This is a genomic window from Sphingomonas sp. GW822-FHT03G08, assembly GCF_058801135.1.
This window is the reverse complement of the sequence record NZ_JBXAMZ010000001.1, coordinates 1,077,121-1,088,792: the sequence shown is the minus strand read 5'-3', so window position 1 is coordinate 1,088,792 and position 11,672 is coordinate 1,077,121. Positions and strand designations below refer to the sequence as shown.

12 protein-coding genes and 1 other RNA gene are annotated in these 11,672 nt (G+C 67.3%); 7 read left to right on the top strand and 6 right to left on the bottom strand.

The annotated features are described in order from the left end of the window. The first annotated feature begins 47 nt into the window (after positions 1-47). The 5 genes from AC1RJ5_RS04810 (at position 48) to AC1RJ5_RS04790 (ending at position 2,819) form a co-directional block, all read left to right on the top strand. Positions 48-275 carry a hypothetical protein gene (locus AC1RJ5_RS04810; protein ID WP_269574880.1) on the top strand — a complete coding sequence of 76 codons (228 nt, stop codon included), beginning with the start codon at positions 48-50 and terminating at the stop codon, positions 273-275. A 69-nt stretch (positions 276-344) separates the two neighbouring features. Beyond that, positions 345-442, top strand: an RNA gene (gene ffs / locus AC1RJ5_RS04805) — signal recognition particle sRNA small type. Between the two features lie 85 nt (positions 443-527). Then, on the top strand, positions 528-2,147 hold the full coding sequence (locus tag AC1RJ5_RS04800; RefSeq protein WP_269574881.1) for a DNA polymerase III subunit gamma/tau: 1,620 nt from the start codon (positions 528-530) through the stop codon (positions 2,145-2,147). Between the two features lie 8 nt (positions 2,148-2,155). Continuing rightward, entirely contained in the window at positions 2,156-2,476 is a 321-nt protein-coding gene (locus AC1RJ5_RS04795) for a YbaB/EbfC family nucleoid-associated protein (RefSeq protein ID WP_221416264.1), read from the top strand. Between the two features lie 58 nt (positions 2,477-2,534). Further along, entirely contained in the window at positions 2,535-2,819 is a 285-nt protein-coding gene (locus AC1RJ5_RS04790; protein WP_342250808.1) for a hypothetical protein, read from the top strand. Here the strand turns inward: AC1RJ5_RS04790 and AC1RJ5_RS04785 are convergent. The 4 genes from AC1RJ5_RS04785 to AC1RJ5_RS04770 all read right to left on the bottom strand — a co-directional run bounded on the left by AC1RJ5_RS04785 (position 2,813) and on the right by AC1RJ5_RS04770 (position 6,084). Continuing rightward, entirely contained in the window at positions 2,813-3,214 is a 402-nt protein-coding gene (locus AC1RJ5_RS04785; RefSeq protein ID WP_493111990.1) for an NUDIX hydrolase, read from the bottom strand. The two genes, AC1RJ5_RS04790 and AC1RJ5_RS04785, sit on opposite strands and share 7 nt — an antisense overlap. Then, on the bottom strand, positions 3,214-4,011 hold the full coding sequence (gene mtgA / locus AC1RJ5_RS04780; RefSeq protein ID WP_493114643.1) for a monofunctional biosynthetic peptidoglycan transglycosylase: 798 nt from the start codon (positions 4,009-4,011) through the stop codon (positions 3,214-3,216). Before mtgA ends, AC1RJ5_RS04785 begins: the two co-directional genes overlap by 1 nt. Positions 4,012-4,178: 167 nt before the next feature. Next, positions 4,179-5,081, bottom strand: a complete 903-nt coding sequence (rpoH, locus tag AC1RJ5_RS04775) for an RNA polymerase sigma factor RpoH (RefSeq protein ID WP_184167455.1) — start codon at positions 5,079-5,081, stop codon at positions 4,179-4,181. A gap of 55 nt (positions 5,082-5,136) precedes the next feature. Further along, positions 5,137-6,084, bottom strand: coding sequence for an RluA family pseudouridine synthase (locus AC1RJ5_RS04770; protein ID WP_184167452.1), 948 nt, complete (start codon positions 6,082-6,084; stop codon positions 5,137-5,139). An 18-nt stretch (positions 6,085-6,102) separates the two neighbouring features. Here AC1RJ5_RS04770 and AC1RJ5_RS04765 point away from each other — a divergent pair, with 18 nt between their 5' ends. Continuing rightward, a complete protein-coding gene (locus AC1RJ5_RS04765; protein ID WP_269574885.1) occupies positions 6,103-6,507 on the top strand; it encodes a M67 family metallopeptidase in 405 nt (134 codons plus the stop codon). A gap of 132 nt (positions 6,508-6,639) precedes the next feature. On the opposite strand, the gene AC1RJ5_RS04760 is transcribed toward AC1RJ5_RS04765, so the two are convergent. Beyond that, a complete protein-coding gene (locus AC1RJ5_RS04760) occupies positions 6,640-7,095 on the bottom strand; it encodes a hypothetical protein (RefSeq protein WP_493111987.1) in 456 nt (151 codons plus the stop codon). Positions 7,096-7,263: 168 nt separating this feature from the next. Between AC1RJ5_RS04760 and AC1RJ5_RS04755 the strand changes: the two genes are divergently transcribed. Then, positions 7,264-9,609: a glycoside hydrolase family 95 protein gene (locus AC1RJ5_RS04755; protein WP_493111985.1), complete on the top strand. Its 2,346-nt coding sequence runs from the start codon at positions 7,264-7,266 to the stop codon at positions 9,607-9,609. On the opposite strand, the gene AC1RJ5_RS04750 is transcribed toward AC1RJ5_RS04755, so the two are convergent. Beyond that, on the bottom strand, positions 9,606-11,588 hold the full coding sequence (locus AC1RJ5_RS04750) for a PAS domain-containing sensor histidine kinase (RefSeq protein ID WP_493111983.1): 1,983 nt from the start codon (positions 11,586-11,588) through the stop codon (positions 9,606-9,608). The two genes, AC1RJ5_RS04755 and AC1RJ5_RS04750, sit on opposite strands and share 4 nt — an antisense overlap. Positions 11,589-11,672: the final 84 nt, after the last annotated feature.

The window sequence follows — 11,672 nt, the reverse complement described above, 5'->3', positions numbered from 1 at the left end:
GGTTTCCGCCCATGCGGGTTTTCTCCCGCCAGCAGGAGAGAGAAACTATGAAGCTTCTTCCGATCCTTGCGGCCGCCGCCGCCGCGACGCTCGCCATTCCGGCCGCCAGTGCCGCCGCCGCGCCGGCCGCTCCCGCGGTCGCGGCGCAGCCGGACTTCCAGCATCACCGGCCGCATCACGTGCGCAAGCGCTCCTATTATCGCAGCGTCTGCAAGACCGTGTGGCGCCATGGTCACCGCCAGCGGGTGTGCCGCCGGGTGCGCTATTATCGCTGATTGAACGGGGGCGGGAACGTGCGCCGCGTTCCCGCCCTTGCCTAACCGCTTGAACTTGCCCATATGCGCCGCGGGAGTCGGGCGGACGTAGTCGTCGCCAACCTGGTCAGATCGGGAACGAAGCAGCCACAACGATTTCGCTGCGGGTCGTTCCGGCTCCCACCTTTCCGCACATCGACAGCCTCTTTTAACCGCCTTTGCGGCGAGCATCGGCTTGGACGTGGCGGTTGGAACACGCTAGGAACGGACGGCATGTCCGATTCCTTCCTTGGCCTCGACGAACCCGCGCAGCCGCGTGACAACGCCTATCGGGTGCTCGCGCGCAAATACCGTCCGCAGACCTTTTCCGAGCTGATCGGGCAGGATGCGATGGTCACCACGCTGGGCAACGCGATCAAGCGCGACCGGCTGGCGCACGCCTTCCTGCTCACTGGGGTCCGCGGGGTCGGCAAGACCTCGACCGCGCGCCTGATCGCCAAGGCGCTCAACTGCATCGGTCCGGACGGGCAGGGCGGGCCGACGATCGACCCGTGCGGCGTCTGCGAGCCGTGCCGCGCGATTGCCGAGGGCCGCCATATCGACGTGATCGAGATGGATGCCGCCAGCCATACCGGCGTCGACGACGTCCGCGAGATCATCGAGGCGTCGCGTTATTCGGCGGTCTCGGCGCGCTACAAGATCTACATCATCGACGAAGTCCACATGCTGTCGAAGAGCGCGTTCAACGCGCTGCTCAAGACGCTCGAGGAGCCGCCGGCGCATGTGAAGTTCCTGTTCGCCACCACCGAGGTGAACAAGGTGCCGGTGACGGTGTTGTCGCGCTGCCAGCGCTTCGACTTGCGCCGCATCCCGGCCGAGCTGCTCGCCGAGCATTTCGCCAAGGTGACTCAGGCCGAAGGTTTCGAGGCGGAGCCGGAAGCGCTGGCGCTGATCTCCCGGGCTGCCGAAGGTTCGGCGCGCGACGGCTTGTCGATCCTCGACCAGGCCATCGCCCATGCGGGCCTGGAAGGCGAAGGCGTGAAGGCGGAGGCGGTGCGCCAGATGCTCGGCCTGTCCGATCGTGGCGCGATCCGCACCTTGTTCGGACTGCTGCTGGAGGGCGACGCGCAGGGCGCACTGGCTTCGCTGCGCGGCCAGTATGACTTGGGTGTCGATCCGCAGGCCGTGCTGCGCACGCTGCTGGAGACCGTGCATGCGGTGACGCTCGCCAAGCTCGGCACCGATGCCAATTCGGGCCAGTCGGCCGAGGAGCTGAAGTCACTTGAGCGCTGGGCGGCGGGACTGAGCTTCCCGGCGCTGCACCGGCTGTGGCAGCTGGTGCTGCGCGGGCATGACGAAGTCGCCAGGGCGGTGCTGCCGATCGAGGCCGCGGAAATGGCGCTGCTGCGCGTCATCCACGCCTCGCAGCTGCCCGATCCGGGCGAGCTTGCCCGCCAGATCGCCAGCGGCAGCGTGACCATTTCGGGCGGCGCTGCTCCCGCTCCTTCCGGTACAAACGGCTCGGCCATGCCGACCTCGCTCGGCCAGCTCGCCGATTATCTGGAGGAGAAGAAGCGCTACCAGCTTGCCACCCAGGTGCGCGACTATCTGCGGCCGGTGCGTTTCGAGGGCATGGAAGTCGAGTTCGCTGCTGCGAAGCCGCTGCCGTTCGATTTCATGAAGGAGCTGGGCGCCGCGCTCAAGGAGTTGACCGGCACCAACTGGAAGCTTGCCTGTGTCGACGTGCCGGCGCAGGCGATGACGCTCCGCGAGGAGCAGGCGGCGAGCGAGCAGGCCGAGCGTGATGCGGTACTCGCCTCGCCGCTGGTTGCCGCCGCAATGGAAGCCTTTCCCGATGCCGAGCTGATCGGCTGGGCCAAGACTGGAAGCTAGGAAGTATAATGGATCTCGAAAAGATGATGGCCATGGCGCAGAACGTCCAGGCCGAACTCACCAAGGCGCAGGCCGATCTCGACAATATCGAGGTCGAGGGTGTCTCGGGCGGCGGGCTGGTCAAGGTTCAGGCATCGGCCAAGGGCCGGATCATCGGCCTGAACATCGACGATTCGCTGCTCAACCCGGCCGAGAAGGGCATGCTCGAGGATTTGCTCGCAGCCGCCTTCAACGATGCCCGTGCCAAGGCAGATGCGGCGTCGCAGGAAGCGATGTCGAAGATGACCGCCGGTCTGCCGCTTCCGCCGGGCTTCAAGCTGCCCTTCTGATTTCCGGAACCATTGCAAGGCCTTCTCGGTTGCTGACGGCATAATCGAGGAGGATGCAATGGTGGAACGAGTTACTGAGCGTACCGATGGCGTGACGGCCGAGCGTGTTACCGAGACGGGTGGCGCCAGCACCGTTGTCGTCGAGCGCCGCGGCAATGGCGCGGGCCTGTTGATCGGGTTCGTGCTGCTGATCGCGGTGGTGATCGGCGCGGTCTATCTGTTCAACCAGAACAACCGCGAGAACGCCAAGACCGATGCCGTCTCCCAGGCGGCCAAGGATGTCGGCGGCGCGGCAAAGGACGTGGGCGACGCCGCCAAGGACGCCGCCAACAAGATTCAGTAAGGTTCGACCAGGCCGAGCGCGATCGGCAGGACATGGGTGCGGGTCATCGGGGCGAGGGGCAAGGCCGCGGCCTCGGCGATCGGCACCCATCGCGCTTCCGCTATTTCCGCCGCGGCGCTCGGCTCGTGCGGGGCGGTGAGGTGGAACAGCTCCGCCTCGACCACGCGGCCGGGCTCGTTGGCTGCGGGAGACTGGAAGCAGCCGAGCGGGCGTGCCTCGCTGATCGCCAGGCCGATCTCCTCGGCCAGTTCGCGGCGGAGTGCTTCGAGCGGGGTTTCGCCCGGTTCGATCTTGCCGCCGGCTTGCATATAGGCCGAGGTACCTGCCTTGCGGACCAGCAGCATATTCCCCGCGCCGTCGTCGATCAGCGCGGCGGCGATGCGGATCGGCGCCATCAGCGGATGCAGCTGTCCAGACCGTCGCCCCGCACCGTGCCGATGCGCGCGGTGATCGCATTGCCATAGCGCCGGGTGAAGCCGCGCGGATCGATGCCGGCCCGCTTCTTGGGCAATGGCAGCACCGCAGCGACTTGTGCCGCCTCGCGTGGGGAGAGATTCGAAGCGTCGTGCTTGAAGTAGCGCAAAGCGCCGGCATTGACGCCATAGGTGCCGATCCCCGTCTCCGCGACGTTGAGATAGACTTCCATGATCCGGCGCTTGCCCCAGATATTCTCGATCAGCACCGTGAAATACGCCTCGAGCGCCTTGCGGGCATAGCCGCCGCCCTGGAACAGGAAGACGTTCTTCGCGGTCTGCTGGCTGATCGTCGAGCCGCCGCGGATCTTCTTCTTGCCGGTGGCATTGCGGGCGTAGGCCTGCTCGATCGCCGTGAAATCGAACCCGTGATGCGAGCAGAAGCGCGCATCCTCGGCGGCGATCGCGGCGCGCGGCATGTTCGGATCGATCCGGTCGATCGACATCCAGCGCTTGGTGACCCCGTGGCCCGAGAAGATGTCGCCGATCTGCGTCCAGGTGATCGGCGGGGCCACGAACTTGTAGATCACCACCATGCCGACCGAGACGGCGATGAAGAGCAGGATCGCCTTGAGGATCCAGAACAGGATGCGGCGGAGCAGCAGCTTGCGCGGGCGCTGCGGCTTGATTTCTTCCTGCGCCGGAATGGGGCGAGGCGCTTCTTCGCGGCGAGACGCAAAGGGATCGGGTTCTTCGCCGAGCGGGCGCAGGTCTGGCATCGGCGAGACGCCAAGTTCCTCCGGCTGCCCGGCCGTGGTCGCGCGCGGCGTCCAGTCGCGCGGGCGCGGCGCAGACGCGGAAGGCGCCGGCGGGATGTCCGCCGACGCCTCAGGCTGGCGCGGAGCCTCCGCGCCGGTATCGCGATCCTGATCCCCCACGTCGTCCGTCAGGCAGTGAGCAGGCGCTTCTCGCCGGCGATGCGCATCATCGCCTTCTGCAGCTTCTCGAACGCGCGCACCTCGATCTGGCGCACGCGCTCGCGGCTGACGTCATAGACCTGCGAGAGTTCCTCGAGGGTCTTGGGATCGTCGGTCAGGCGGCGCTCGGTAAGGATGTGACGCTCACGCTCGTTGAGGTCTTCCATCGCCGACACGAGCATCTCGTGGCGGACATCGGCTTCCTGTGCCTCGGCAACCTGCTCGTCCTGGAGCGCGCTGTCGTCAGCGAGCCAATCCTGCCACTGGCCCTCGCCATCCTCGCGCATCGGCACGTTGAGCGACGTATCGCCGCCCATCGCCATGCGACGGTTCATCGAGGTGACTTCCTCCTCGGTGACGCCGAGATCGGTGGCGATCTTGGTGAGGTGCTCGGGGCTGAGATCGCCGTCCTCGAACGCGTCGAGCTTGGCCTTCATCCGGCGCAGGTTGAAGAACAGCTTCTTCTGCGCGGCGGTGGTGCCCATCTTCACGAGGCTCCACGAACGCAGGATGAATTCCTGGATCGAGGCGCGGATCCACCACATGGCATAGGTCGCCAGGCGGAAACCCCTTTCGGGCTCGAACTTCTTCACGCCCTGCATCAGGCCGATATTGCCTTCCGAGATCAGCTCGGAGACGGGCAGGCCATAGCCGCGATAGCCCATGGCGATCTTCGCCACGAGACGCAGGTGCGAGGTGACCAGCTGGGCCGCGGCATCGGTGTCGCCATGCTCCTGAAAGCGCTTGGCGAGCATATATTCCTGCTCGGGGCTCAGGATCGGAAACTTCTTGATCTCGGCCAGATAGCGGTTGAGGCTCTGCTCACCACCAAGCGCGGGGATCGTCGCCGGGACGTTGCTTCCGCTTGCCATGATCATTTCTCCCTTTCACTAAGGCGCACATAGCCGAAGCCAGTGCCGCCTGAAATCATACGATGAGGTTATCGAACAGTTCCTGCATGTCGGCAGGGATTTCGCTTTCGAACGCCAAAGCGATACTATTGATGGGGTGGATGAACCCCAGGTGAGCCGCATGCAAGGCCTGGCGCCGGAAATTCAGGGTTTCCAAAAGTTCACGGTGCGCCTTGCGCGTGCTGCCATACACCGGATCGCCGACCAGCGGATGACCCAAAGAGGCCATGTGAACCCGCACCTGATGGGTACGGCCCGTCTCCAGCCTGCATTCGACCAGCGCGGCCTCGTACAGATCCCTGACCTTGCGCCAATGGGTGACCGCGCGCTTGCCGTTCTTCACGATCGCAACCTTCTTGCGATTGTGCGGCGAGCGGGCGAGCGGCGCATCGACCGTGCCTTCCAGCAGACGGACCTGCCCCGACACGATAGCCTTGTAGCGCCGATCGATCGAGTGCGCCTTGAACTGGCGGGCCAGCCCTTCATGCGCCCGGTCATGCTTGGCGGCGACCATCAGGCCCGACGTGTCCTTGTCGATCCGGTGGACGATCCCGGGGCGTGCTTCGCCACCGATGCCCGAAAGCGAGCCTTGGCAGTGATGCAGCAGCGCGTTGACCAAAGTCCCGTCGAGGTTGCCGGCGGCGGGATGAACGACCAGCCCGGCCTGCTTGTCGATCACGATCAGGTGCTCGTCTTCATAGACGATGTTGAGCGGGATCTCCTGCGCCTCGTTGTGCGCGGGGGTGGGGGCAGGCACCGCGACGCTGAACAGCGCCCCGCCGGCCGCCTTCTTCGCCGGATCGCGGACAAGGCCCTGGGGGCCGGTGACCGCGCCGGACGAGATCAGCACCTTCAGCCGTTCGCGCGACATTGTCGGCACGGCGTCGGCGAGCGCACGATCCAGACGCCAGCCATCGGCTGTGTCCGCGATGCGTGCTTCGATGATGGAAACCCCCGGATTCATGTTTTATCGTAGATGGGCATGAGGATCGAGATTTCAAGATATGTACTGATCGGTATTCGGCAGATTTCCGCGGATGCGGCGCCGAACGAAGCGTGCGGGCTGCTGTTCGGTTCCGAAGATCGGATCGATAGCTTTCAAGCTGTTGAAAATGTTCACGAAGCGCCGGATCGGCATTTCGAGATAGACCCCGCAGCCCTGTTCGCCGCGCTGCGTGCCGAGCGGGCGGGCGGGCCCAGGCTGGTTGGGTACTGGCATTCGCATCCGAGCTGCGATCCCACGCCGTCGCTTGTCGATGCCGAGATGGCGGCGCCCGACGGCAAGCTGTGGCTCATCGACGGGTTCAACGCGATCACCGCCTGGCGTGCCGTGGAGCGGGGTGGGCTCCACGGACGCTTCGATATGATGGTGGTGGAGCTGGTTTAGGGAGCCCGCCATCGCGCTATCCCGTTCCCCGGCGAAAGCCGGGGCCCAGGGTTTCTCTGCCGGCTCGCTTGTGACCCTGGGCCCCGGCTTTCGCCGGGGAAGCAGGTCTGTCGAGCCGGCGGATAGGCAAGCTCAGTTGCCCGGTGCAGGCGCTGCCGGAGCGGGTGCATCGGCGGGCGGCGGCGGCGGCGGGCCCATGCGGTGGTGACCGGGGCCGCCCGGCCCCTCACGGCCGGGACCGAAGCCGGGGCCGCCATGCGGACCGCGCTCGGGGCCGCCGCGACCGCCGTGGTGGAAGCCATGGCCGCGGCCGTGCTTGCGATGCTGTTCGAAGCGGCCGAAGCGGATCTCCTCGCGGGAGAGCTTGCCATCCTTGCTGACGTCGAACTTCTCGAAGCGGGCGGCGGCGGCCTTCATCCACTCGTCCTTGCTGACGAAGCCGTCCTTGTTGAGGTCCATCGGGTTTTGGCGCGGCGCGCGCTGTTCCGCCTTGGGCGGGGTGCGGTCCTGCGGAGCCGCCATCGCGGCGCCGGTGCCGAAGGTGAGGGCGCTGGCTGCGAGCAGCGCGGCGAATTTCAGTTTCATCATGCCTTTTCTCCGCTCCAGTGATGTCTGGATGAGGGAGAATTAGGCCCCGGCTGTCGCGCGGGTTTCTCGGAACGGGGACGAAATTGTCGCAACTTGTCGGGCGCGGCGCTGCGTTGCCAACAGCGATGATAGCGGTATCATCGGCGCAAAATCGAGCAGGAGAGGGCAATGCGGGACTGGGCGTTCGACAGGCGCGGGGCGATGGGGCTGTTCGCGGTCGCGGGGGCCGCGCTGGCCGCTCCGAGGGCCCGGGCGAAGCGTGCGGCCGCTGCTGCGAACCTGCTCTGGTACGAACAGCCGGCCAGGGAATGGACCGAGGCGCTGCCGATCGGCAATGGCCGGATCGGCGCAATGGTGTTCGGCGGGATCGGCGAGGAACGGCTGCAGCTCAACGAGGATACGCTCTGGGCTGGCGGCCCCTATGATCCGGTCAATCCGGCGGCGAGGGCGGCACTGCCCGAGGTGCGACGGCTGATCTTCGAGAGCAGGTTCGCCGAGGCGGAGAAGCTTGCGAACGAGAAGCTGATGGCGACGCCGCTTCGGCAGGCGGCGTACCAGACGATCGGCAGCCTGGGGATCGCGATGCCCGGGCTCGATGCGGTACGGGCGACCGGGTATCGGCGCAGCCTCGACCTCGATGCGGCGCTGGCCGAGACGGTGTTCGCGATCGACGGCGTGGCCTATCGCCGCCGGGTGATCGCCTCGCCGGTCGACCAGGTGATCGCGGTGGAACTGGGTGCCAGCCGGCCGGGCGCGGTTTCCTGCCGGCTCTCCTTCACCTCGCCCGAGAAGAAATGGACGATGTGGGCCGACGGGAACGCGCTGGTATTGAGCGGGCAGAATGATCCGCATGGCGCGATCGCGGGCGCGCTGCGCTTCGAGGCGCGGGTGGAAGTCGAAGCCAGAGGCGGGCGGGTGCGTGCCGAGGGCGATGCGCTGGTGGTCGAGGGTGCCGATGGCGTGACGCTGCGGATCGCGATGGCGACCAGCTACAAGCGCTATGACGATGTCAGCGGCGATCCGACCGCGATCACCACGCGCCAGATCGCGGCGGCGCGGGGCAAGGGCTTTGCCGCGCTCGCCGCGGCGACGGCGGCCGAGCATCGCCGGCTGTTCCAGCGGGTGACGCTCGACCTGGGCAGTACTCCGGCAGCGGCGCTGCCAACCGACCGGCGCATCCGCGAGTCCGAGAGCAGCGACGATCCGGCGCTGGCGGCGCTCTACTTCCAGTATGCGCGCTATTTGCTGATCTGCTCGTCACGGCCGGGAACGCAGGCGGCGAACCTCCAGGGCATCTGGAACGACAAGCCGAGCCCGCCCTGGGGCAGCAAGTACACGATCAACATCAATACGGAGATGAACTACTGGCCGGCGCACACGACCAACCTGGCCGAGTGCGCGGAGCCGCTGGTCCAGCTGGTCCGCGAGATCGCCGAGACGGGGGCGAAGACGGCACGCGACATGTACGGCGCGCGGGGCTGGGTATGCCATCACAATACCGATCTATGGCGGGCGACCGCGCCGATCGACGGGGCGAAATACGGGCTGTGGCCGATGGGCGGGGCGTGGCTCTGCACGCACCTATGGGAGCGGTACGAGTACGCGCCGGACCGCGCATATCTGGAGTCGATCTGGCCGATCCTGGCGGGGGCCTGCCGGTTCTTCCTCGATACGCTGCAGGTCGATGCCGAGACCGGGCACCTGGTCACCAATCCCTCGCTCTCGCCCGAGAACGGGCATGGCCATGGCTCGTCGCTGATCTTCGCGCCGACGATGGACAGCCAGATATTGCGGGACCTGTTCGACCAGACGGTTGCGGCTGCCGGCGTGCTCGGGCGCGATGCGGCGCTGGTGCGCGAGATCGAGGCGGCCCGGGCCAAGCTGCCGCCGATGCGGGTGGGCAGGCAGGGCCAGCTGCAGGAATGGCCGTTCGACTGGGACGGCGATGCCGAGGATGTCCAACACCGGCATGTCTCGCACCTCTACGGGCTCTATCCGAGCCACCAGATCGATCCGGAGCGCACGCCCGAACTTGCGGCCGCGGCGAAACGCAGCCTCGAGATCCGCGGCGACAAGGCGACCGGATGGGCGACGGCGTGGCGGATCAACCTGTGGGCGAGGCTGCGCGACGGCGACCATGCGCACGGGATCCTGAAGTTCCTGCTCGGGCCCGAGCGCACCTATCCCAACATGTTCGACGCGCATCCGCCCTTCCAGATCGACGGCAATTTCGGCGGCGCGGCGGGGATCGTCGAGATGCTGGTGCAGAACCGCGGTGCGCGGATCGACCTGCTGCCGGCGCTGCCGGGGGCATGGCGCGAGGGCAGGGTGAACGGCCTGCGTACGCGGGGTGGCTGCACGATCGACCTTTCCTGGCGGAATGGGAAGCTGGAGCAGGCGCGGCTGCGCGGCGCCATTGCCGGAACGCGCGAGGTCCATCTGGGCGGCAAGGCGCGGACGGTGCGGATCGTGCCCGGGCGGGAAGTCCGCCTGTCGGCACGCGACTTCGCCTAGCCTTCGGGCGTGTCGCCGCCCTCGAGCGTCGGCAGGGTGAAGGTGAACACCGCGCCGCCCGCCGGATCATTGGCGGCGGCGAACACGCCGCCATGCAGCTCGACGATGCGCTTCGAGATCGACAGGCCGATGCCCATGCCCTCGCTCGTGCTGTTGGCCGAGAAGCGCTGGAAGAGCTGGTTCAGCGTCTCCGGCGGCAGCCCGGGGCCATTGTCGCGGCACTCGATCTCGATCATCTGGTCGTCCGCGGCATGGGCGGTGATCCGGATCTGCGGGTCCTCGGTGCCCGCCTTGCGCAACGCCTCCAGCGCATTGCGCAGCAGGTTGACCAGGACCTGCTGGACCTGGACGCGATCGACAAAGGCGCTGAGATTGTCCGGGTCGACCTGATAGTCGATCTGGGCGGCGAGGCGGCCGGAGCCGACCAGCACCAGTCGCACCGCGTCCTCGATCAGCGGGCGCATCGGCTCGACGCTGCGCTCGGTATCGTTGCGCTCGGTGAAGCTGCGCAAGCGGCGGATGATCTCGCCGGCCTGCATCACCTGCTCGCGGGCGTTGCCGACCAGCTCGGTGCCCGGCCCCTCGGTACCGCTGACCTTGGCGACCATCGTGGCGGCGGAGAGATAGTTGGCGGCGGCGGTGAGCGGCTGGTTGAGCTCGTGCGCGAGATCGGCGGCGGCCTCGCCCATGGCGCTCTGGCGGGCGAGATGGGCGAGCTCGGCGTTGAGCTGGGCGACCTGGTCGTCGATGCCGAACTGGGTGGACATGTCGCGGATGAAGACCGTCAGGCACTCCTCGTCCCCGGTCTCGACGCGGCCGGCGCGGACTTCGACCGGAAAGGTCGATCCGTCGCGGCGCAGCCCGACCGCGCTGAGCGGCTCGGCGTCGGCCGGGCGCAGCTCGCGTCCGCGCAGGCCGGCGAGCTCGCCTTCGTAGCGAACGCTGTTGGCGGCGGGGGCGAGCATGGTGACCGGCTGGCCGACCACTTCGTCCGCCGAATAGCCCCACAGCTTCTCGGCTGCCTTGCTGAAATCGAGGATCGTGCCGCTTTCGTTGATCAGCACCACCGCGTCGGGCACCATCGCCAGCACCGCGCTAAGCTTCGCCTCGCGGATCGCGAGCGCGCGGCTCTGCGCCTCGGAATGGCGGACCGCGCGGGCCAGCACCCAGGCGAGGATCACCACGTCGAGAGTGAGAACCAGGAACTGCGCCGCATTGAAGCCGAGCAGCCCGGACTGGACGGTGACGAAGCCGAGCAGGGACGGGATGACCGGGAGGATGATGATCGCGGGCGCCAGCTGCGACAGCAGCGACCAGCTTCGCTCGCCGGGCTGGCGGCGCATCGCGTAGAGGATCAGCGCGGTGGCGGGGGCGAGCGCCAGCATGGTCGAGATCGCCGAGCGCCCGAGAAACCCGGGCGTGGCGCCGCCCGCGGCGAGCAACGCGGCGGTCGCCAGCAGGGTAAGCGCGATCGTCGCACTGGCGAGGATGACGCCGATGATCTGGTGGATGCGCCGGTTCGAAGTGACGCCCAGTGCAGCCAGCGCACCAGCGGTCTGCATCGCGGCGGTTCCACCGGGAAGAACGCCGTGGTTGCGCACGCCCATCCGCAAGACGGTGTCGTAGAAGAACAGCCGCTCCAGGGCGAACGCGCCGGTCAGATACTGCACCACCGCAAGGCCGAGCAGCAGACCCGCGGGGATCAGGGCGATCCGCGCCAGCCTGGGTTGGCCGATCACCACCAGGAAGGTGGCAAGCGTCACGCTGCAGCCGATGAACGCAACGAGCGGCGCGACCGCATAGTTCGGATCGCCGAACCCGCGCAGCACCGGAATGCCGAGCAGCCAGCCGATCGTGGGCAGCGACAGGATCAGGCAGCTGATCCCGGCGAGCCAGGCGGGCAGGCGTGACGCGCCGAGAGCCGCCCAGCGGCCCCCGGATAACGTCTCAGCCTGTCTTTGTGCGGCCCTGCCTACCATGATCCTTCCGGATGCCGGGCCCATGCCCGTCCGGGCCCGTCATAGCAGGAAGCAGCCAAACTGGCGTAATCCGGAAAAACCGCA